Annotated in this window: 21 protein-coding genes; 17 read left to right on the forward strand and 4 right to left on the reverse strand. The window is 65.6% G+C overall.

The window, feature by feature from the left end; genetic code table 11:
• The first annotated feature begins 62 nt into the window (after positions 1 to 62).
• The 11 genes from ACE3SL_RS02040 (at position 63) to ACE3SL_RS02090 (ending at position 9,918) form a co-directional block, all read left to right on the forward strand.
• The gene (locus ACE3SL_RS02040; RefSeq protein ID WP_374524097.1) at positions 63 to 1,640 is read left to right on the forward strand and encodes a TonB-dependent siderophore receptor; all 1,578 of its coding nucleotides are present in this window, start codon (positions 63 to 65) and stop codon (positions 1,638 to 1,640) included.
• A 242-nt stretch (positions 1,641 to 1,882) separates the two neighbouring features.
• A complete protein-coding gene (locus ACE3SL_RS02045; protein WP_374524098.1) occupies positions 1,883 to 2,875 on the forward strand; it encodes an SPFH domain-containing protein in 993 nt (330 codons plus the stop codon).
• A gap of 70 nt (positions 2,876 to 2,945) precedes the next feature.
• Positions 2,946 to 3,572: a DUF4178 domain-containing protein gene (locus tag ACE3SL_RS02050; protein ID WP_374524099.1), complete on the forward strand. Its 627-nt coding sequence runs from the start codon at positions 2,946 to 2,948 to the stop codon at positions 3,570 to 3,572.
• Positions 3,569 to 4,894: a DUF4178 domain-containing protein gene (locus ACE3SL_RS02055; protein ID WP_374524100.1), complete on the forward strand. Its 1,326-nt coding sequence runs from the start codon at positions 3,569 to 3,571 to the stop codon at positions 4,892 to 4,894. Before ACE3SL_RS02050 ends, ACE3SL_RS02055 begins: the two co-directional genes overlap by 4 nt.
• 15 nt (positions 4,895 to 4,909) lie before the next feature.
• A complete protein-coding gene (locus ACE3SL_RS02060) occupies positions 4,910 to 5,053 on the forward strand; it encodes a hypothetical protein (protein ID WP_374524101.1) in 144 nt (47 codons plus the stop codon).
• 20 nt (positions 5,054 to 5,073) lie between these two features.
• Positions 5,074 to 5,283 carry a DUF350 domain-containing protein gene (locus ACE3SL_RS02065; RefSeq protein ID WP_374524102.1) on the forward strand — a complete coding sequence of 70 codons (210 nt, stop codon included), beginning with the start codon at positions 5,074 to 5,076 and terminating at the stop codon, positions 5,281 to 5,283.
• Positions 5,276 to 6,808, forward strand: coding sequence for a polyamine aminopropyltransferase (locus ACE3SL_RS02070; RefSeq protein ID WP_374524103.1), 1,533 nt, complete (start codon positions 5,276 to 5,278; stop codon positions 6,806 to 6,808). The genes ACE3SL_RS02065 and ACE3SL_RS02070 overlap by 8 nt, the downstream gene beginning before the upstream one ends.
• A complete protein-coding gene (locus ACE3SL_RS02075; protein WP_374524104.1) occupies positions 6,798 to 8,420 on the forward strand; it encodes an FAD-dependent oxidoreductase in 1,623 nt (540 codons plus the stop codon). The genes ACE3SL_RS02070 and ACE3SL_RS02075 overlap by 11 nt, the downstream gene beginning before the upstream one ends.
• Positions 8,421 to 8,422: 2 nt before the next feature.
• Positions 8,423 to 8,797: an adenosylmethionine decarboxylase gene (gene speD, locus ACE3SL_RS02080; RefSeq protein ID WP_374524105.1), complete on the forward strand. Its 375-nt coding sequence runs from the start codon at positions 8,423 to 8,425 to the stop codon at positions 8,795 to 8,797.
• Positions 8,798 to 8,989: 192 nt separating this feature from the next.
• Positions 8,990 to 9,382, forward strand: a complete 393-nt coding sequence (locus tag ACE3SL_RS02085) for a VOC family protein (protein WP_374524106.1) — start codon at positions 8,990 to 8,992, stop codon at positions 9,380 to 9,382.
• A 53-nt stretch (positions 9,383 to 9,435) separates the two neighbouring features.
• Entirely contained in the window at positions 9,436 to 9,918 is a 483-nt protein-coding gene (locus ACE3SL_RS02090; RefSeq protein WP_374524107.1) for a GFA family protein, read from the forward strand.
• Positions 9,919 to 9,933: 15 nt separating this feature from the next.
• Here ACE3SL_RS02090 and ACE3SL_RS02095 read toward each other — a convergent pair whose 3' ends face one another.
• A complete protein-coding gene (locus ACE3SL_RS02095; protein ID WP_374524108.1) occupies positions 9,934 to 10,410 on the reverse strand; it encodes a methylated-DNA--[protein]-cysteine S-methyltransferase in 477 nt (158 codons plus the stop codon).
• A 110-nt stretch (positions 10,411 to 10,520) separates the two neighbouring features.
• Between ACE3SL_RS02095 and purT the strand changes: the two genes are divergently transcribed.
• The 4 genes from purT (at position 10,521) to ACE3SL_RS02115 (ending at position 16,061) form a co-directional block, all read left to right on the forward strand.
• Complete coding sequence (gene purT / locus ACE3SL_RS02100) at positions 10,521 to 11,702, forward strand: formate-dependent phosphoribosylglycinamide formyltransferase (RefSeq protein WP_374524109.1); 1,182 nt, start codon at positions 10,521 to 10,523, stop codon at positions 11,700 to 11,702.
• 234 nt (positions 11,703 to 11,936) lie between these two features.
• A complete protein-coding gene (gene polA / locus ACE3SL_RS02105; protein WP_374524110.1) occupies positions 11,937 to 14,747 on the forward strand; it encodes a DNA polymerase I in 2,811 nt (936 codons plus the stop codon).
• The gene (locus tag ACE3SL_RS02110; RefSeq protein WP_374524111.1) at positions 14,744 to 15,244 is read left to right on the forward strand and encodes a hypothetical protein; all 501 of its coding nucleotides are present in this window, start codon (positions 14,744 to 14,746) and stop codon (positions 15,242 to 15,244) included. Before polA ends, ACE3SL_RS02110 begins: the two co-directional genes overlap by 4 nt.
• Before the next feature lie 145 nt (positions 15,245 to 15,389).
• Entirely contained in the window at positions 15,390 to 16,061 is a 672-nt protein-coding gene (locus ACE3SL_RS02115; RefSeq protein WP_374524112.1) for a CDP-alcohol phosphatidyltransferase family protein, read from the forward strand.
• A 147-nt stretch (positions 16,062 to 16,208) separates the two neighbouring features.
• On the opposite strand, the gene ACE3SL_RS02120 is transcribed toward ACE3SL_RS02115, so the two are convergent.
• Positions 16,209 to 17,099: a prephenate dehydratase gene (locus tag ACE3SL_RS02120; protein WP_374524113.1), complete on the reverse strand. Its 891-nt coding sequence runs from the start codon at positions 17,097 to 17,099 to the stop codon at positions 16,209 to 16,211.
• A 174-nt stretch (positions 17,100 to 17,273) separates the two neighbouring features.
• Here ACE3SL_RS02120 and ACE3SL_RS02125 point away from each other — a divergent pair, with 174 nt between their 5' ends.
• Both ACE3SL_RS02125 and ACE3SL_RS02130 read left to right on the forward strand, forming a co-directional pair.
• Complete coding sequence (locus ACE3SL_RS02125; protein ID WP_374524114.1) at positions 17,274 to 17,921, forward strand: cytochrome c family protein; 648 nt, start codon at positions 17,274 to 17,276, stop codon at positions 17,919 to 17,921.
• Positions 17,921 to 18,355 (forward strand): cytochrome c family protein, encoded by a 435-nt coding sequence (locus ACE3SL_RS02130; protein ID WP_374524115.1) that lies wholly within the window; start codon positions 17,921 to 17,923, stop codon positions 18,353 to 18,355. Before ACE3SL_RS02125 ends, ACE3SL_RS02130 begins: the two co-directional genes overlap by 1 nt.
• A 39-nt stretch (positions 18,356 to 18,394) precedes the next feature.
• Here ACE3SL_RS02130 and ACE3SL_RS02135 read toward each other — a convergent pair whose 3' ends face one another.
• Positions 18,395 to 19,267 carry an LOG family protein gene (locus tag ACE3SL_RS02135; RefSeq protein ID WP_374524116.1) on the reverse strand — a complete coding sequence of 291 codons (873 nt, stop codon included), beginning with the start codon at positions 19,265 to 19,267 and terminating at the stop codon, positions 18,395 to 18,397.
• A 253-nt stretch (positions 19,268 to 19,520) separates the two neighbouring features.
• Positions 19,521 to 20,222 (reverse strand): extensin family protein, encoded by a 702-nt coding sequence (locus ACE3SL_RS02140; protein ID WP_374524117.1) that lies wholly within the window; start codon positions 20,220 to 20,222, stop codon positions 19,521 to 19,523.
• Positions 20,223 to 20,225: the final 3 nt, after the last annotated feature.

The raw sequence follows: 20,225 nt of genomic DNA on the forward strand, positions 1-20,225 counted from the left end.
GAGCCGCGACAGCTGCGCCGCCAGGGTCCCGCCCTTGCCGATCCGGGTCTCCTCTTCGAGGCGTGTCACCAACCCTCGACCTTCAATCGCCCCTCAATGCCGCGGGAACGGTGCGCGCACGCGCGGTCGCCCAGGCCTATACGCAGGACAGCTTCGTCGATCTCGAAAAGAGGAAAGGCCTCCTCCTCTATGGCGTGATCGATGCTGATCTGGGCGACCGCACCACCCTCTCGATCGGCGCGAGTTACCAGCGCGACGAGCGCGACGGAATCCTGTGGGCGCAGCTACCCTATTGGTACAGCGACGGCACGCGCACCGACTGGCCGCGGTCGAAGACAACCGGCACCGACTGGGGGCTCTGGAACACCACCGAGATTTCAGCCTTCGCCACGCTCAAGCGCAAACTGGGCGGCGACTGGCAAATTCGCGGCGATGTCGGCTATCACAAGGGCCTCGAGAATTCGAAGCTGCTGTGGCTCGACGGTCTGCCCGACCGCGTGACCGGTGCGGGGGTCGGCACGTCGGGTTACTGGTACAAGGCCAGTCCCGAACAATGGCACGGCAGCATCCAGGCCAATGGCAGTTTCACCCTGCTGGGCGGGCGGCATGACCTCGCATTCGGCGCTATGGCCAGCCGCGTTGACGACGGCTGGACCAACCGCGATCCGATCGCGATCGACCCGATCGCCGATTTCAACAGCTTCGACGGCCGGCTCGCCGAGCCCGAGTGGGGCGACCGCTATGATATGTCGGGGTTCGGCAACACGACGCAGGCGGCCGTTTATGCCTCGACGCGGATCAGCCTGATCGGGGGGCTGAAGCTCATCGGCGGCGGGCGCCTCAGCTATTACAAGCGCAACGAGCATGAAAGCCTGTACGGCTCGCCCTACACCCTGTCGTACAAGGGGCAGATCACGCCTTATGTCGGGCTGGTCTATAACGTCACGGACAATCTGTCCGCCTATGCCAGCTATACCAATATCTTCAAACCGCAAGGCGACCTGCGCGACCGCAACAACCGCCTGATCGATCCGCTCGAAGGCACGAATTACGAAGCCGGCCTGAAAGCACTGCTGCTCGACGGGCAGCTGCTCGCGACGGCCTCTGTCTATCGCATCGAACAGGATAATCTGGCGGTCGCCGATGGCCTGATCCCCGGCACCCCCATTCAAGCCTATCGCGGCATGAAGGGAACCGTCGCCAAGGGGTATGAGCTGGAAGTGGTCGGAAAGATCACTCCGAACTGGGACATCAGCGCCGGCTGGAGCGACTATAGCGCAAAAGACGCCGACGGCGCGCATGTGCTTGCGCACCAGCCGCGCCGGGTGTTCAACTTTGCGACCCGGTATGACTTTACCGGAACGCTGCGCGGCCTCAGCCTCGGCGGCGCGCTCAAGTGGGAAAGCCGTCCGCCGGTGACCGCGATAAATCCGGGCACGAACGTCGAGGAACGCATCGGCCAGCCCGCCTATGCGATCGCCAATATCATGGTGCGCTACGATCTGACCGAAGCCCTGTCGCTGCAGGTCAATGGCGACAATCTCTTCGACAAGCGCTTCTTCAGCGGCAATGTGTGGTTCCCGGGCTTCGTCTATGGCGAGCCTCGCAATGGTCGCGTGACGCTACGATATGCATTCTGATCGCCGAATCCCTTGCCGACGAAGATCGGCTCCAAATTTGGAGGAATTGCAGCCGAAACGCAGATCGTGAAAGGTTGGCGAAGCGGTGGCCGCCGGCGGCCACCGCTTCGCACCGAAAGCTGTCGGCGACGTTTTTGGCCGGGTCGGCTGCCGACGGTCCGGGCAGCGAAAGATGTCGCGCCCATCCTTGCAAAAAACTTCGGTGGAGATACCTTCGGGCTTTACTGGAGCGGTGGGGACTTATGGTGCTGGATTTCCTGAAAAAGCAATTCGTAGACGTCATCGAATGGTTCGAGGAACCGGGGCAGATTGCCTGGCGCGTCCCCTTTGCCGATAACGAAATCCAGCATGGCGCCCAGCTTACGGTGCGCGACGGACAGGTGGCCGCCTTCCTCAACGAAGGGCGCCTCGCCGACTATTTCGGACCCGGGCTGCACACACTCGAGACGGCGAACCTGCCGATCCTGACGAACCTCCTCAATTGGGACAAGGCCTTCAAGTCGCCCTTCAAATCGGATGTCGTCTTCTTTTCGCTGCGCGAACAGGCCGGTCTCAAATGGGGAACCACCCAGCCGGTCACAGTGCGCGACGCCGATTTCGGCCCGCTGCGCATCCGCGCCTTCGGCAGCTATTCGGTGCGCATAGAGGATCTTGAGATATTTGCGACGCGGGTGCTCGGAACGCTGGGCGGCCTCACGATCGGCGGAATCGAACCGCAATTGCGCGCGGCGATCCAGACCGCGCTGGCAACGGCGCTTGGCGGCGGCGGCATCGCCTTTCTCGACCTCGCCGCCAACCAGCAGGCGCTGTCGGACCGGATCAAGGGCGAGGTCGACAAGGCCTTTGCCGCATGGGGCCTGTCGTGCCTGACCTTCTTCGTCGAAAGCGTCTCGCTTCCCGAGGAGGTGCAACGGCACCTCGACAAGGGCAGTTCGATGCGCGCGATCGGTGATCTCGATCGCTACGCCAAATTCCAGGCGGCCGAAGCGCTCGAAAAGGCGGCGGACAATGATGGCGGCATCGCCGGGCTGGGCGCGGGCATCGCCGCCGCGGCGAGCCTCGGCGGCGTGATGGCGCAAGGACTGGGCGGGGCATCCGCACCCGCGCCCGGCGCCACGGCGGGCGAGGACCCCTTCGTCCTGCTGGAAAAGCTGCACAAGCTGCTGAGCATCGGCGCGATCACCCAACAGGAATTCGATGCGAAGAAAACCGAGCTTCTGGCCCGCGTGAAATAGGCGGCGGCGAGCGGGGGGCATCGCGATGCAGCCGACCTTATCCTGTCCGTCATGCGGCGCAGCGGTTCCCGTGCGGAGCGCCGCGCTGCCTTATGTGACGTGCGGCTACTGCCAGACGCTGATCCGGCGCACGGGCGGCGATATCGAGGCGATCGGCAAGGTTGCGGTGCTGCCCTTCGACGTCTCGCCGCTGCAGCTCGGCACCATGGGCAGCTGGCGCGGCACCGCCTTCACACTGGTCGGCCGCGTGCGCTGGGGCTGGCAGGACGGATCGTGGAACGAATGGCTTGCCGAGGGTGCCGACGGCAAGCATCGCTGGCTGGGCGAAGCCATGGGCCAGTATCTGATCAGCGAGGAATATCCCGTGCTGTTCGACCAGCCCGCGATCGCGGCCTTCGCCGCGGGCGAAACGCTGGCGCTCGGGACGATCGCGACGGTCGGCAAGCTCCGGTTCGAGGTGAGCGACGTCAAGGAGGCGGAGTGCCTCGGCAGCGAAGGCGACCTGCCCGTCGCCACCCCGATCGGCCGGAAGATGACAAGCGTCGATTTCCGTTCGCCGACCGGCGACGCGCTCAGCGTGCAGCGCGACGAAATTGGCGCATCGGCCTGGCTGGGCGACTTCCTCGAGCTTCCGCAATTCGCGCCGGCCAATCTGCGCAAGATCGAGGGCTGGTCGATTCCGGCGGCGCTGCAATGAGCGCCGGGCGCGCGATCACCTGTCCGTCGTGCGGGGGCTCGATCGCGATCAAGGCGGCAGGCCATTCGGTGACGCTCGGCTGCCAATATTGCGGCGCGCTGCTCGACGTCGCGCACCCCGACGTCGCGATCATCGCCAAATATCGGACCGCGCTGCAGGGCCTGACGCTGCCGCTCGGGACGCGCGGAACGCTGTTCGGCACCGAGTGGGAAGCGATCGGCGCGCTCGCGCGCAACGACGGCGATGCCTATTGGACCGAGTTCCTGCTGTTCAATCCCTATGCGGGCTATCGCTGGCTCGTCCAAAGCGAGGACGACTGGCAATTCGGCACGATGCTGCTCGACCGCCCGGTCGTCGATGGGGAAAGCGCCGTGTGGCGCGGTTCGCGTTACACGATCGACTATGACCCGGTCTCCACGACGACCGACCGTGTGGTCGGCGAATTCTATTGGCGCGTGCAGGCCGGCGATCTGGTCACGGCATCGACCTACAGCAGCGGCAACGACATGCTGTCGGCCGAATGGACGGACGGCGAGATCAACTGGACGCAGCTTGTCTCGCTGAGTGCGGGCAATATCCATGCCGCCTTCGGCCTCAGCCCGCCCGCGTCGTTCGACGCGTGGGGCGACGGCACCGATGACGATGACGGCGGTGGCGCCGGCGGGCTCGGTTTCCTGGGCAGGGCCCAGCGGATGGGCGGACCCGATGTGATGGCGATGGTCCTGATGGGAATCGTCACGCTCATCGCCTCGCTGTTCGTGATGGTCGGTTTCGGCGTCGCAACCCAGTCGGTCGAAAACACGGTGAACGTGGCTGTCGACGGCGCCGAGCAAAGCCTGAAGATCGGAACCTTGACGATCGACCGATCCTATCAGCCGGTAACGATCAACGCCCGGTCGGGCAGCTTCGACAATCGCTGGATCGATCTCGATTATATGCTGGTCGACCGGGCGACGCAGCGGGCGCATACGGCCTATGGCGTCGTCGAGCGTTATTCGGGCACCGACAGCGACGGGCCGTGGACCGAAGGCAGCTATTCGGCAACGGTCAAATTCTCCGCGATCCCGCGCGGCACCTATGATGTGGTCGTCGATGCGCAGGCCCATGCCTGGCCTGCCCCGCTGACAAACCCGGCAAACCAGCCGCCCGGCACGGAGCCGGGACCGTGGGATATCAAGCAGCCGGGATCATGGGACAGCGGCGAGCGGATCGAGGTCCATTTTCAGGCCGATGCGGGCGGCGTCCTGTGGGGCAATCTGTGGCTGGAAATGGCCTTGCTGTTCGGCCTGCCGGCCATCATCCTCTGGTGGCGGGCAGACTAGGGAGCGGATGCGGACATGACCCAGCGCCTTTATCTCTTCGCCCTCTGGTGCCTTCTGGTTTTCGCCGGTTCGGCGATCACTTCCTATTATGCCTGGTCGCCATTTTCGGACCAGGATCGCGGCGGGGCCGTCGCGGTTCGCGGCCCGACGCACAAATAGTTTCGCGCGAAAGGACAGTCATGCTGACAACCGATATCTTCCTCGCCACCCTCGTCTATGCGGTCGTGGGCATCGTCATCTTCATCGCCAGCTTCGTGCTCGTCGACCTGCTGACGCCGGGCAAGCTCTGGGCCGAGATCATCGAGCGCAAGAATATGGCGGTGGCGCTCCTCGCCGGCGCCGTCGCCATCAGCATTTCGAACATCATCGCCGCGGTCATGCATGGCTGACGCAGAAAGGCCCGCGGTCGACGGGCCTTCCCTCGCCTTCGTCCTGCTGCTTTCGGTGCTGGTCGTCGCGACCTGCGGGCTGATCTACGAACTGCTCGCCGGCACGCTGGCAAGCTATCTGCTCGGCGACAGCGTCACCCAGTTTTCGACGGTCATCGGCGCCTATCTGTTCGCGATGGGGATCGGCAGCTGGTTGTCGCGTTATGTCCATGGCGACGAACTCGGCGTCTTTCTGCGCGTCGAACTGCTGATCGCGCTGCTCGGCGGCTGGTCGGCGGCCGCGCTGTTTCTGCTGTTCCCCCTCGTCGGGGATTTCCGCTTCGCGCTCTATGCGCTCGTCCTCGCGATCGGCACGCTCGTGGGACTCGAAATCCCCCTGCTCATCCGCATTCTTAAGAACCGCTTCGCCTTCCGCGAGCTGGTCTCGAACGTCCTGACCTTCGATTATGTCGGCGCCCTGCTCGCCTCGGTTCTCTTCCCGCTCGTCCTCGTCCCGCGGCTCGGCATGATCCGCACCGGCTTCGTGTTCGGCCTCGCCAATGTGGCGGTGGCGCTCGCACTCATCTGGGTGCTCCGGCGCTCGCGGCGGATCGGGATCGACCTGACGGCGGCGCTGCTCGTCCTCGCGACCCTGATCGGCGGCCTCGCCGGCGCTGACCATCTGCAGCGCTGGTCGGAGGTCGCCTTCTATGACGAGCCCGTCATCTATGCGCGGTCGACGCGCTTCCAGCGCATTGTCCTGACGCGCCGGGGCGACGACCTTCGCCTCTATCTCAACGGCAATCTGCAATTCTCCTCGCGCGACGAATATCGCTATCACGAGGCGCTTGTCTGGCCGGCGATGGGGCGCGTCTCCAACCCTGCCAATGTCCTGATCCTCGGCGGCGGCGACGGGCTTGCCGCCCGGGAAGTGCTACGCGATCCCAAGGTGCGCGCGGTAACGCTCGTCGATCTCGATCCCGAGATGACGCGGCTGTTTCGCGACAGCAAGGCCTTGTCGGAGCTTAATCGCGGGTCGCTCGCCTCGCCGCGGATTCATGTCGAGAATGCCGATGCATTCCGCTGGGTCCGCAGCGCGCGCGGCCCTTATGACGTGATCATCGTCGATTTTCCCGACCCCACCGAATTCGCGCTCGGCAAGCTCTATACCGAAAGCTTCTATCGTGAAGTCGCGCGCATATTGGGGCCGCGCGGTGTGATGACCGTGCAGAGCACCTCCCCGCTTGTCGCCCCCCGTTCCTATTGGACCGTCGCCACGACCCTCGAAGCCGCGGGGCTTTCGGCGCGCGGCTATCATGCCTATGTTCCGAGTTTCGGCGAGTGGGGCTTTACGCTGGCGGGGCATGGCCCGCTGCCCGCGAAGGCGCGGCTGCCCGCGGGACTTCGCTTCCTGACCGCGGAGAGCGAGCCGCTGCTGTTCCAGTTTCCGCCCGACATGGCGCGCCGGCAGACGCCGGTGAACCGGCTCGACAATCAGGCGCTCGTGCGAAGCTTCGCCGAGGAATGGGGCCATTATGAGGGCTGACCCGACGCGCCGCGGCCTGCTCGCTGGCGGCGCCGGGCTCGCCGCCACGGCGATGCTTCCGGTCGGATGCAGCGAAGCCAACGCCTTTCCCGGTACGCTGGACGGGGCAGATATGGTGCGCGGACACCGCCTGCGCGACCGCGGCTTTCCGGCGCCGAAGGAGGTGGAGGAGACGACGGGCATCCTGATCGCGGGCGGCGGCATCGCCGGACTTGCCGCTGGATGGGCGCTCGCCGAAGCCGGATATGACGACTTCCTGCTCTACGAGCTGGAGGACAAGGCCGGCGGCAACGCCCGGTCGGGCCGCAATCCCGTGTCAGCCTATCCGCTCGGCGCGCATTATCTGCCCGTTCCCAATCGCGAGGCCCGGGCGCTGCGACACATGCTCGAACGCTTCGGGATGATCGTCGGGCACGACGCCGACGGCGCGCCGCGTTACGATCCGTATCAGCTCTGCGCCGACCTGGAGGAAAGATTGCTGTGGCGCGGCCAGTGGCAGGAGGGTCTTTACCCGCGATCGGGCCTTTCGGCCGCGGACGTTGCGCAGCGCGACGCTTTCTTCGCCCGAATGCAGGCATTTCGCGACGCGACCGGCCGCGACGGACGTCCGGCTTTTGCCATCCCCAGCGCCTATTCGAGCCGCGATGCCGAGTATCGGAATCTCGACCGGCAGAGCTTCGGCGCGTGGCTCCGCGCGGGCGGCTTCACTTCGCGCCCCCTCCTCGCGCATCTGCGCTATTGCTGCCGCGACGATTATGGCACCGAGCCCGAACTGGTTTCGGCTTGGGCAGGCATCCATTATTTCGCGGCGCGACGCGGCTGGGCAGCCGATGGCGACGGCGATCGCGAGCTGACCTGGCCCGAGGGAAACGGACATCTTGTCGCCCGGATGAACGAGCGGCTGGGCGGACGAATCCGGCCCGCGAACACGATATTCGGCATACGGACCGACGGCGACGGCGTGCTCGTCGATCGGTTCGATCATCGTCGCGAGCGGTCGGTCCGCACCCGTGCCCGCGCCGCGATCGTCGCGATGCCGCATTTCGTTGCGGCGCGCGTCGCGCCGGGCGCGGTTGCCGACGGGGGCTTTTCCTATGCCCCCTGGGTCGTCGCCAATCTCACCGTCAGCCGCCCGCCGCGCGGCCGCGGCACCCCTCTGGCCTGGGACAATGTCTCGGCAAGCAGCGAGTCGCTCGGCTATGTCGTTGCGGCGCATCAGACCACGGCCGCTGCCGCCGGCCCGCGCGTGCTGACATGGTATCTTCCCCTGTCGCGCGAAACGCCGGCCAAAGCCCGCAAGCTGCTCCTCGAGCGACCGCTTCGTGACTGGCAGTCAATGATTGCCGACGATGTCCTCGCGATGAATCCCGACCTCGCAGGCGCGATCGAACGGATCGACGTCTGGCGCTGGGGCCATGCGATGATCCGCCCCACCCCCGGCTTTCTCTCCGATCCCGTGCGGCTCGCGGCGCAGGAGTTGGTGCCGCCGATCTTCCACGCCCACTCCGATATCAGCGGCCTGTCGCTTTTCGAGGAAGCCCATTATCGGGGGCTGGTCGCAGCCGAATCCGCGATGCGAGCCCTCGGGCATTCTTTCACGAGTCTTCTCTGACCATGCCTCCACGCCCCTTCCGTCATGGCCTGCACCTGATTGCCGATCTCACGGCGAACGAACGGCTGGACGATCCCGAATTCATCGGGCAGGTCCTGCGCGATGCCGCGACTGCCGCGCGCGTCACCCTGCTCGAAATCCGCCTGCATCATTTTGGCGAAGCGCATGGCGTGACCGGAGTAGCGTTGCTCGCCGAATCGCACATCTCGATCCACACCTGGCCCGAAGACGAACTGGCAGCCGTCGATATCTTTGTCTGCGGCGCCCGGGCCGACCCCGAAGCAGCGCTGGCGCACATTTCGGCGGCGCTCAACGCGCGCAAGATTGATGTTACGCGAATCGAGCGGCTGGCAGGCGAAAGCGTCAGAGCAATTTAGGCAAGCCAGCCAGGCCATCTTGGTCGCAATTCGGGGCTGTCGGTATTTCGGAACAATCTGGACGAGCGCCGCGATTCATCCTTTAAGCTGGATCGCGTCGATGGATATCGATGCCGGTCAGCTTGGATCAAAACTTCTCGTCGTTGATTTCATACACTTGCGCAACAGCGAGCAATTGAGTGGGAGTGAGCCATGTCCATCGCCTATATCACCATCGGCACCAACAGCATGGCGCGGTCGCGGCTCTATTATGACGCCGTCATGCCGCATCTCGGCGGGCAGCTGGAAGTCGAATATGGCGACCAGGCCTGCTGCTATGCGATGCCCGGCGAACAACGCGTCTGGATCGGCAAACCGAACGACGGGCTGGCGGCGGCTCCCGGCAACGGAATCATGCCGGGTTTTCTGTGCGAAAGCCACGCGGCGGTGGATGCGGCCCATGCCGCGGCGCTGGCGCATGGCGGCAGCAACGAAGGCGACCCCGGCCCGCGCCCGCTCTACGGGCCCGATTTCTACGGCGCCTATGCCCGCGACCCCGAAGGCAACAAGATGAGCTTCGTCCATTTCGGAAGCTCGCAAAGCTGAGCGATGGCCTGTATCTTCCCGCCGTCCCGTTTCCGGCGCGTGAGGAGAAACCCATGGATCGCATCGAAACCGAAGCCTCGGGCGGCTGTCAGTGCGGCGCGGTGCGCTGGCACATTACCGCGGTGCTCGACACCTCGCACATCTGCCACTGCCGCATGTGCCAGAAGGCGGCGGGCAATTTTTTCATCGCGCTGATCGGCGTCCCGCGCGACGCGATCGTCTGGACGCGCGGACAACCCGCGACCTTTGCCAGCTCCGACAAGGCCGCGCGGGGGTTCTGCCGCGACTGCGGGACGCCCCTCACCTACGACTATCACGAGAGCAAGCATATCAACCTGACGACGGGATCGTTCGACGAGCCCGAGCGGTTCCAGCCCAAGGTCCAGTTCGGCCTCGAGGCCCGGCTCCCCGTTTTCGAGGACCTGCCATTGAAAGCCGAGGGCACGACCGAAGAAACGATGGCCGCCTATGTCGGGGCGATCAGGGCGAGCAACCACCAGCACCCCGATCACGACACCGATCGTTGGCCGCAATAAGCTGGCGCGCGCGGCCTATTGCTCCAGTTCGAGCAGATATTTCTTCGCCTCGAGCCCGCCGGCGAAGCCGGTCAGTTTGCCGGTCGATCCGACGACGCGGTGGCACGGCGCGATGATCGAAATCGGATTGCGGCCGTTGGCGGCGCCGACCGCGCGCGAGGCGGTCGGCCTCCCGACTTGCTGCGCGATCTCGCCATAGCTGCGCGTCTCGCCGAACGGGATGGTGAGCAGCGCCCCCCAGACCTGCTTCTGGAAATCGCTACCCGAAAAGGACAGGGGCACCTCAAACGCCCGGCGCTTGCCCGCGAAATATTCGCCGAGCTGGCGTTCGGTTTCGACCAGTACCGGATGTTCCGGCTCTTCGGTCAGCGGCCCCAGCCGGACGCGGCCCGGCCGGTCCTTCTCCCACAGGATCGCCGCAAGCCCCTTGGCATCGGCGACAAGCGTCAATTCGCCGACCGGCGACCAGATGGTTTTGAAAGCGTGCGTCATAAGTTCGATCCTGTCATTCGCTGTCGCGCTTTGGCGATGAGCTTCCTATGGCAGGGGCGGCGCGGCGACGCGTCCCGAATCTTGCGCCCAACCTCGACGGAAAGATTGCCATGACCCCCACCGCCAAAATCCTGCTTCTCGGCTCGGGCGAGCTTGGCCGCGAATTCACCATTTCGGCGAAGCGGCTCGGCTGCCATGTCGTCGCCTGCGACAGCTATGACGGCGCGCCGGCGATGCAGGTCGCCGACGAGCGCGAGGTCTTCCCGATGCTCGACGGTGACGCGCTGCGCACCGTGATCGAAAAGCATCGCCCCGATCATGTCGTGCCCGAAATCGAGGCGATCCGCACCGAGGTGCTCGCCGAACTCGAGGCCGAAGGTTTCCATATCGTCCCTTCGGCACGCGCGGCGCAGCTCACCATGAACCGCGACGCAATCCGCGACCTCGCGGCGAGCGAGTTGGGGCTCAGGACCTCGACCTTTGAATATGCGACGAGCCGCGAGGAACTCGCCGCCGCCGCAGCGCGCGTCGGCTTCCCGCTCGTCGTCAAGCCCGTCATGTCCTCGTCGGGCAAGGGCCAGAGCACGGTGCGCGAAGCCGCCGACATCGACGCCGCGTGGGACTATGCCGCCGCCGGAATGCGCGGCGACCGGCTGCGCGTGATCGCCGAGGCCTTCGTCGATTTCGATTACGAGATCACCTTGCTCACGATACGGCACAAGGACGGCGTCAGCTTCTGCCCGCCGATCGGCCACCGGCAGGACCGCGGCGACTATCGCGAAAGCTGGCAGCCCGCGGCAATGTCGGCGGTGGCGCTCGCCGCTGCGCAGGAGATGGCGACGAAGGTCGTCGAGGCGCTCGGCGGCCACGGCATCTTCGGGGTCGAATTCTTCGTAAAAGGCGACGAAGTGATCTTCTCCGAGCTCAGCCCGCGTCCGCACGACACCGGCATGGTGACGCTCGTATCGCAAGCGCTGTCGGAGTTCGACCTCCACGCCCGTGCGATCCTGGGCCTGCCGATCCCCGCGATCAGCGTGCCGCACGCCAGCGCCAATGCCGTGCTGCTCGCCGACCGCGATGCGGCGGATTTCGCCATCACGGGCCTTGCGGAGGCGCTGGTTCCGCCGAACGCGAATACCCATGTCGACGTCCGCATCTTCGGCAAGCCGGTCACCCGCCCGTATCGCCGTATGGGCATCGCGCTCGCCCGCATCGAAGGCGGCACGACCGACGAGGCGCGCGCGGTTGCCGCTGCGGCGGCGGCGAAATTGTCGATCGACTACGAGGGATAAACCAACTGCGCCGATCGGCGTTTTTCGACTGATTAAGCGACATTCTGTATCCCCTACCTTCGTCATTCCCGCGAAAGCGGGAACCCAGAGCGTGCGTCGGCTGACTCCACCCTGGGTTCCCGCTTTCGCGGGAATGACGAAGATGGGGATCTCCGCTCTCCACCTCAAAGCACCCGCAACGTCTCGCACGGACATAGCTAGGCCGCCCCGCATCCCCCTGCTACACCCCGCGCCATGTCCGAGAAGAATCATCTCTATCTGGTCGATGGCTCCAGCTACATCTTCCGCGCCTATCACCGCCTGCCGCCGCTGACGAACCCGAACGGGGTGCCGGTCGGCGCGGTGTACGGCTATACGACGATGCTGTGGAAGCTCGCGAAGGACCTGCACGACGCCGACGGGCCGACGCACCTTGCGGTGATCCTCGACCATAGCAGCCAGTCGTTCCGCAACGACATCTACGATCAGTATAAGGCGAACCGCCCCGAACCGCCCGAGGATTTGCGCCCGCAATTCCCGCTGATCCGCGACGCGACGCGCGCCTTTTCACTGCCGTGCATCGAGATGGCGGGGTTCGAGGCTGACGATTTGATCGCAAGCTATGCCGAAGCCGCAGTGCGCGAGGGCTGGGACGTTACGATCGTCTCCTCCGACAAGGATCTGATGCAGCTCATTCGCGAGCCCGCCGACGGCCCGCATGTCGATATGCTCGACACGATGAAGAATGTCCGGCTCGGGATCGAGGCGGTGAACGAGAAGTTCGGCGTTACTCCCGACCTCGTCGGCGACGTCCTCGCGCTGATGGGCGACAGCGTCGACAATGTCCCCGGCGTGCGCGGGGTCGGGCCCAAGACCGCGACCAAGCTGATCCAGGAATATGGCAATCTGACCGCCGCGCTCGACGGCGCCGAAACGATGAAGGCGTCGAAACTCCGCGACAATCTGATCGAGCATCGCGGCATGGCCGAGCTGTCGCGCATCCTCGTCGATCTGAAGCGCGACTGCCCCCTCCCCGACCCGCTCGATGACCTGAAGCTGGGTGCGATCCCGCCGGGGCCGCTCAAGCTGTTCCTCGACGAACATGGCTTCCGCTCGCTGTCGGCCAAGCTCGACAATGGCGTCGCGCCGAGCGGCCCGCCGACGCTGCCGCGCGCGGGCGCCGCGCCCGTCGCGGCCCCCGCCGCGCCCTCGACGCCCACCCTGCCCGCGATGCCGCCGATCGACCGTTCGCTGTACGAGACGGTCACGACGATCGAGGCACTCGACCGCTGGATCGACGCGGCGCGCGCGGCGCATGTCGTCGCGGTCGATACCGAGACCGCGACCCTCGACAGCGTGACCGGCGACCTCGTCGGGGTCAGCCTGGCGACCGGCCCCGGCCAGGCCTGCTACATCCCGCTCGGCCATGGCGGCACCGACATGTTCGCCGAAAAGCCCGAGCAGATTCCCATTCAGGAGGCGCTCGGCCGCCTCCGCGCGCTGTTCGCGGACGACGCGGTGCTCAAGGTCGGGCACAACCTCAAATATGACATCGGCGTCCTCGCCCAGCACGGGCTGACGATCGCGCCCTATGACGACACGCTGGTGATGAGCTTCGCGCTCGACGCCGGCAAGCATCAGCACGGGCTCGACGAACTGGCGAAGCTCCACCTCGACCATGTCTGCATTTCGTTCAAGGAGGTGTGCGGCACCGGCAAGTCGCAGATCAGCTTCGCCGAAGTCCCGCTGAGCCGCGCGACCGAATATGCCGCCGAGGACGCCGAAGTCGCCTGGCGGCTGTGGAAGCTCTTGAAGCTGCGCCTTCCGATTGAAGGCGGAACGCGCATCTACGAAATGGTCGATCGTCCGCTCGCCGCGGTCGTCGAGACGATGGAACGCGCCGGCATCATGGTCGATCGCGACTATCTCGCGCGATTGTCGGGCGAATTCGCGAACGACATGCTGCGCATGGAAGGCGAGATCCATGAACTCGCGGGCCAGCCCTTCGCCATCGGCAGCCCGAAGCAGCTCGGCGAGATTCTCTTCGACAAGCTGGGTCTGAAGGGCGGGCGCAAGGGCAAGTCGGGCGACTGGTCGACCGATCAGAGCGAGCTCGAACGCCTCGAACGCGACGGCGTGCCGATCGCGCGCAAGATTTTGGAATGGCGCCAGCTCGCCAAGCTCAAATCGACCTATACCGACGCACTCCAGCAACAGATCAATGCGAAGACCGGCCGCGTCCACACGAGCTACAGCCTCGTCGGCGCGCAGACCGGGCGCTTGTCATCGACCGACCCCAATCTCCAGAATATCCCGATCCGCACCGAAACCGGCCGCCAGATCCGCGACGCTTTCATCGCTGCGCCCGGCCATGTGCTGATCGCCGCCGACTATAGCCAGATCGAGCTCCGCCTCGCCGCGCATATGGCCGACGTCCCCGAATTGAAGGAAGCCTTCGCGCAAGGGCAGGATATTCACGCCGCGACTGCGATCGAATTGTTCGGCGAGGTCAATCGCGACACGCGCGGCAAGGCGAAGACAGTCAATTTCTCGATCCTCTACGGCATCTCACGCTGGGGTCTCGCGAACCGCCTCGAAGTCACGCCCGACGAGGCGCAGGCACTGATCAGCCGCTATTTCGAGCGTTTCCCCGGCATCAGCGACTATATCACCGACACGCTCGAAACCGCGCGGGCGCGTGGGTATACCGAGACTTTGTTCGGCCGGAAGACCTGGTTCCCGCGCATCAAGGCGGCAAGCCAGAACGAGCGCGCGGGCAGCGAGCGCGCCGCGATCAACGCCCCGATCCAGGGCACCAGCGCCGACCTCATCAAGCGCGCGATGGCGCGGATGCCGAAGGCGCTCGAAGAGGCGGGCTTCGGCGACGTCAAGATGCTGCTCCAGGTCCACGACGAACTCGTCTTCGAGGCGCCCGAGGACAAGGCCGAAGCCGCAGGCGAGGTCATCCGCCGCGTGATGGCGGGCGCCGCCGAGCCGGTGCTGACCCTGTCGGTGCCGCTGGAGGTCGAAATCGGCATCGGCAAGAGCTGGGGCGAAGCGCATTGATCGCCGCGCTGCTGTTCGTCGCGGCGCTCGCCGCCGATCCGGCCGCTGCGCCGCCGCCGGCCGCGACCGAAGCCGAAGCGCCGCCGCCCGCGATCGCCGACAGCGATATTCGCGAATATGCCGCGATCGCGGGGCGAAAGGTCGCCGGACGCCCTGTCGGCGGCCCCCATGCGTCCGCCGACAAGCTGCTGCTCCTCGCCCGCGACGGCAAGGGCTATCCCGCCATCTCGGCAAGCATCGGTTTCCCGGCCCGCCAATCGCTGCCCGCGCCGCCGAAGGGCACGCTGGCGGTCGTCCGGCTGCACCAGCGATCCGAAACCGTCGTCCCCGGCCCCACCGCCGACGATCTCGCCTTTGCCGCCGCGAACAGGCTCCCACTGTTCGTGATCGGCGAATGGGCCCGCCCCGCACCGATGTGGGAGGTCGCGTGGGTCGATGACGGCGTGCGCTTTCGCACCATCGGCGAGGTCGGCGAGATCGGCCCGTGGCAAGACTAGGGCCAAACGCACCACTTTAGCGGCGGGCGCCTCCAAAGCGGGCATCGCCCGCGCGGCCCCGGCTTTGCGTGGCCGTCTTTTGTCTCTATGACGATCCAATGACATTCCGCCGACACTTTTGCGACGGCGGTGACGAAAGGCTTCCATGACCACGACTCCCGCCGCCGGTGCGCCGACGCGCATCCAGCAGAACATCCTCGCGCGCGGCGAGCGCCGGCTGCTGAACTGGATCTGTCCGCGCCTCCCAGCATGGGTCACGCCCGACCAGCTCACGACGCTGGGCTTCCTCGGCGCGGTGATCGTCGCATCGGGCTATATGCTGAGCTGGATCGACGAAGAATGGCTCGGGCTCTGCCTCGCCGGCTATATTGTCAACTGGTTCGGCGATTCGCTCGACGGCAGCCTTGCGCGCTGGCGGCGGATCGAGCGGCCGTCCTACGGCTATTTCCTCGACCATAGCGTCGATGCGATCGGTACGCTGCTGATGATCGGTGCGATCGGCGCGAGCCCCTATATGCGGCTCGACGTCGCCTTCATGGCGGTGATCGGCTACTTCCTGCTGTCGATCCACACCTTCCTCGCCGCGAAGGTGATCGGCGAGTTCCGCCTCTCCTATCTGGCGGGGGGTCCGACCGAGCTTCGCCTGATGCTGATGGCGATGACCGTCCTGATGCCGATCGTCGGCACCGGGCGCGTTCTCGGCAGCGGTTTTTCGGCGTTCGACCTGTTCGCGATCGTCGTCGCGAGCATCCTGGTGACGCTCTATATCCTCCAGAGCGTCGCGACCGCCCGGATGCTCCGCGCCCGGGGACGCTAGATAGAATTTAAAGCGGAGAGCCTTGAATCATCCACACCCGTTCGTGCCGAGCGTGTCGAAGCACTGCCCTTCTTCTTGCTGCGCAGAAAGACAGGACGGCCCTTCGACACGCTCAGGGCAAACGGTGCATATTCAAGGTACGGCACTCTATGGCCGCAGGCGCGCCTGCGGATACGTCCCGAGCAGGTGCAACGACTTGGTCTGAAAATCCAGTTCCTCGAGCGCGCGGTCGATCCGCTCGTCACCCGGCGCGCCGACGATGTCGGCATAGAATTTCGTCGCCGCGAAGCTGCCGCCGACCTGATAGCTTTCAAGCTTGGTCATGTTGACGCCGTTGGTCGCGAAGCCGCCGAGCGCCTTGTAGAGCGCGGCGGGAATATTCTTCACCTCGAAGACGAAGGTCGTCATCAGCGGCACGTCCGCGGGCGGCGCCGCGAGCGGCTCGCGCGCCAGCACGACGAAGCGCGTCATATTATGATCGGCGTCTTCCATGCCCGTGCCGTGGAGCGTCAGCCCGTAAAGCTCCGCGGCATGCGGCGGTGCGAGCGCGGCGAGCCCGACCTCGTCGCTGTCGGCGACCCAGGCGGCAGCACCCGCGGTGTCGCTGTGTGCGACTGGCGAGATATTGTTCGCGCGCAGCCATTTGCGGCACTGGCCGAGCGCCTGCTCATGGCTCATCGCGCGGGTGACGGGGCCGAGGTCGCGGCTCATCAGCCCATAGCGGATCGGCAGGAAATGCTCGCCGACGATGAACAGGCCGGATTCGGGAAGCAGGAAGTGGATGTCGGCGACGCGGCCGTGCAGGCTGTTCTCGATCGGGATGATCGCGCGATCGACCTTGCCGCCCAAGACCGCCTCGATCGCGTCCTCGAACGAATAGCAGGGCAGCGGCAGCGAATTGGGGTCATATTCGCGGGCCGCAAGGTCGCTGTTCGCGCCGGGCGCGCCCTGAAAGGCCAGCCCGCACGCCGGATCGGCGAGCGCCGCCGCCTTCATCTCGTCTACCAACTGCTGCGCCGAAGCCGAATAACTGCCCATGACTGCCCTTCCCAACTGCGCCGCGGCGCATAGCGGGGCGGGCCAGCGCACGCAACCGCGGCCCAACCGCCGCCCATGCATTTCATCCCCTTGCGCGCCGACCCCCGCGCCAGTAAGGGAGCCTCCAAATAGGAACGCGCCCACGGGCGGGCGATAGCGAACGGGGCTGCAAGCATGGACAATCGCAACAACACTATTGCCGGCTGGGTATTGTTTGCCGGCATCTGCGCACTGGGCCTGACGATCGGCTCGGGCATGTTGTTCGCCAGCCACGATCCCCACAAGCCGGGCTATCCGATCGAGGATGCCGAGGGCGGCGAAGGCGGCGGCGGCAAGTCCGCGGTTCCGCTTCCCAATCTGCTCGCCGCAGCCGACGCCGCGAAGGGCGAGGCGGTGTTCGCGAAGTGCGCCGCGTGCCACACGATCAACCAGGGCGGCGCCAATGGCATCGGCCCGAATCTCTATGCGACGCTCGGCGAGCCGATCGGCCAGGGCAAGGGCGGCTTCGCCTTCTCCGACGCGCTCAAGAATGTCGGCGGCGCCTGGGACTTCGAAAAGATGGACCATTGGCTTACCAGCCCGCGCAAGTTCGCGGCGGGCACCAAAATGTCGTTCGCGGGCCTCTCGAGCGCAGAGGATCGCGCCAACCTGATCGTCTATCTGAACGCGCAGGGTTCGAACCTGCCGCTGCCCAAGGCCGAGGCCGCACCGGCCGACGCTGCCGCGGCTCCGGCCGAAGGCGACAAGGCTGCTGCTCCTGCCGCTGCCGCCGACAAGGGCGCAGCTACCGCTCCGGCAGCCCCGGCCGAAGCCAAGAAATAATGCGCGCCGCGCCCGTCCTGCTGGCGGGCGCGCTGCTGCTAGCCGGCTGCGGCAAGGCCGAACCGCCGGCCGATGCGCCCGCGGACAGCATGCCCGCGGCCGATACCCCCGCTCCTGCGGTCGAACCGACAGCGGCGATGGGCGAGCAGATCTTCAAGCGCTGCATGGCCTGCCACACGATCGGCAAGGATGAACCGAACGGCATCGGCCCGAACCTCCACGGCATCGTCGGCCGCGCGGTTGCCGGCCACGCGGGCTTTTCCTATTCCGCGGCCTTGAAGGCAAAGGGCGGAAACTGGGACGCAGCGCACCTCGACCAGTTCCTCGAATCGCCGATGAAATATGCCCCCGGCACGCGCATGGCCTTCGCCGGCATCATCGACGCCGCCGACCGCAAGGCGCTGATCCTCTATCTGGAAGAACAGTCGAAATAGGGACATCCCCTCCTCTTCAGCGGGCGAGGCCTATATCGATCAATGATGCTCGGCATTGGCGTAGAAATCCTGGATGATCGCCCAGGCTTCCTCGGCGGTCTCGACGAATTTGAACAGATTGAGGTCGCGCGCGCTGACGACGCCTTCCTCGACCAGCGCCTCGAAATTGACGACGCGGTTCCAGAATTCCTTACCGAACAGCACGATCGGGATCGGTTTGATCTTGCCGGTCTGGATCAAGGTCAGCAGCTCGAACATCTCGTCGAAGGTGCCGAAGCCGCCCGGGAACACCGCGACCGCCCGCGCACGCAGCAGGAAGTGCATCTTCCTCAAGGCGAAATAGTGGAACTGGAAGCTCAGCGACGGGGTGACATAGCGGTTCGGCGCCTGCTCGTGCGGGAGCACGATGTTGAGCCCGATCGATTCGCGGCCCTCGTCATAGGCACCGCGGTTCGCGGCCTCCATGATCGACGGCCCGCCGCCCGAGCAGACGACGAAGTGACGGCAGCCCGCGTCGTCGCACGGATATTGGCTTGCGATCCGCGCCAGCGCGCGCGCCTCGTCATAATATTTCGCCTTGGCCTTCAGGCGGCGCGCAATGTTGCGCTGCACATCATCGGTCGCCGCGGCTTCGAGACCGTCGGCGGCGCCGGGTTCGGGAATGCGCGCCGAACCATAGATGACGAGGGTGGATTCGATCCCGGCCTCGTCGAGCAGCAGTTCGGGCTTCAGCAGTTCGAGCTGAAAGCGCACCGGACGCAGATCCTCGCGGAGCAGGAAGTCGGTATCCTGAAAGGCGAGCCGGTACGACGGGTCGGCGGTCTGCGGCGTGGTCGTCGCCTGCTGGGCGAACTCGGCGTCGTCTTTTGCTTTGTGAAAACGCGAACGATGGGGTTGTTTGTCTTTTGCCATTAGCGAGCGGCTACCCGCTTCGCGCGGCTTTGCCAAGGCGGACGACCGGGGAACCTAAAACCCCGTCACCTCGGACTTGATCGGCGATTATCCCCTTGGCATCCGTAACCCCGTCATTGCGAGCGAAGCGAAGCAATCCAGAGTGGCGTAAACCGCTCTGGATTGCTTCGCTTCGCTCGCAATGACGAAGTGTAGAACGTATACGGATGCGAAAGGGATAATCGCCGACTTGATCCGGGGTGACGAATGTTTGTCAGCGGCAATAACCGTTGCCGCTCATATCGAGATGGAAGTGGTTGTAATGCGCCGCGTTATAATCGGGGCTGAGCACCGTCCCGAAGCGCCGGCACGCCGATTTGTGCAGCGCGCGGAGGAAATCCTGCGAGGTCTTGTCGCCCTTCCACCCGCCGTCGAGCATGATGCGGCGTCCGTCGGCGAGCACGAAGCCCGCCACATCGACCGCGTTCGAATAGGCGTGCTGCGACAGTCGGCCCGAGCGGCCCCCATAGATGTTGCGGCAGCTATAGGTGCCATAGGTCTCGATCTTCACGACCTCCTGCCCGAAATATTTGCGCGCCGCGGGCCGCACCGCAAATTGCGCCCAGGCCGCGAAATTCTTCGCGAGCGGACAGGTCATCGCGCCGAGGTTCGTTACCGGCGTGCCGATGTCGAGCAGTTTCACCGAATCGATCGAGCTGCATCCGCCGCCATGATCCTCGTTCGGCAGCGGCGTGAAGCGCACCCCCGCCTGCTTGAGGTCGAAGGCGCATTGCCGCGCTTCGGGGCTGGTGAAGGACGGCGTGCCGGTCAATTGCGGCCGCGCCGGCGTGCTGGCCGTCGGCCGCTTGCCGCCGCCCTGCTTCATCGCCTCGGGGGCGCCGAAACAGGCAGAAAGCGCCAGCGCCGCACAGGCGGCGATCAGGACCCGGGGCTTCAGGAAAGGCGGGATCGGCATGAC

The organism is Sphingopyxis sp. (assembly GCF_041916015.1).
GTDB lineage: Bacteria > Pseudomonadota > Alphaproteobacteria > Sphingomonadales > Sphingomonadaceae > Sphingopyxis.

Bases quoted from the DNA above. Each gene is read 5' to 3' on its own strand.
- ACE3SL_RS02130 (WP_374524115.1), top strand. From the start codon at position 17,921: ATGCGCGCCGCGCCCGTCCTGCTGGCGGGCGCGCTGCTGCTAGCCGGC.
- ACE3SL_RS02120 (WP_374524113.1), bottom strand. From the start codon at position 17,099: ATGGGCAGTTATTCGGCTTCGGCGCAGCAGTTGGTAGACGAGATGAAG.
- ACE3SL_RS02140 (WP_374524117.1), bottom strand. From the start codon at position 20,222: ATGCCGATCCCGCCTTTCCTGAAGCCCCGGGTCCTGATCGCCGCCTGT.
- ACE3SL_RS02095 (WP_374524108.1), bottom strand. From the start codon at position 10,410: ATGACGCACGCTTTCAAAACCATCTGGTCGCCGGTCGGCGAATTGACG.
- ACE3SL_RS02090 (WP_374524107.1), top strand. From the start codon at position 9,436: ATGGATCGCATCGAAACCGAAGCCTCGGGCGGCTGTCAGTGCGGCGCG.
- ACE3SL_RS02125 (WP_374524114.1), top strand. From the start codon at position 17,274: ATGGACAATCGCAACAACACTATTGCCGGCTGGGTATTGTTTGCCGGC.
- ACE3SL_RS02085 (WP_374524106.1), top strand. From the start codon at position 8,990: ATGTCCATCGCCTATATCACCATCGGCACCAACAGCATGGCGCGGTCG.
- ACE3SL_RS02055 (WP_374524100.1), top strand. From the start codon at position 3,569: ATGAGCGCCGGGCGCGCGATCACCTGTCCGTCGTGCGGGGGCTCGATC.
- purT (WP_374524109.1), top strand. From the start codon at position 10,521: ATGACCCCCACCGCCAAAATCCTGCTTCTCGGCTCGGGCGAGCTTGGC.
- ACE3SL_RS02075 (WP_374524104.1), top strand. From the start codon at position 6,798: ATGAGGGCTGACCCGACGCGCCGCGGCCTGCTCGCTGGCGGCGCCGGG.
- ACE3SL_RS02065 (WP_374524102.1), top strand. From the start codon at position 5,074: ATGCTGACAACCGATATCTTCCTCGCCACCCTCGTCTATGCGGTCGTG.
- ACE3SL_RS02135 (WP_374524116.1), bottom strand. From the start codon at position 19,267: ATGGCAAAAGACAAACAACCCCATCGTTCGCGTTTTCACAAAGCAAAA.
- speD (WP_374524105.1), top strand. From the start codon at position 8,423: ATGCCTCCACGCCCCTTCCGTCATGGCCTGCACCTGATTGCCGATCTC.
- ACE3SL_RS02060 (WP_374524101.1), top strand. From the start codon at position 4,910: ATGACCCAGCGCCTTTATCTCTTCGCCCTCTGGTGCCTTCTGGTTTTC.
- ACE3SL_RS02070 (WP_374524103.1), top strand. From the start codon at position 5,276: ATGGCTGACGCAGAAAGGCCCGCGGTCGACGGGCCTTCCCTCGCCTTC.
- polA (WP_374524110.1), top strand. From the start codon at position 11,937: ATGTCCGAGAAGAATCATCTCTATCTGGTCGATGGCTCCAGCTACATC.
- ACE3SL_RS02045 (WP_374524098.1), top strand. From the start codon at position 1,883: ATGGTGCTGGATTTCCTGAAAAAGCAATTCGTAGACGTCATCGAATGG.
- ACE3SL_RS02115 (WP_374524112.1), top strand. From the start codon at position 15,390: ATGACCACGACTCCCGCCGCCGGTGCGCCGACGCGCATCCAGCAGAAC.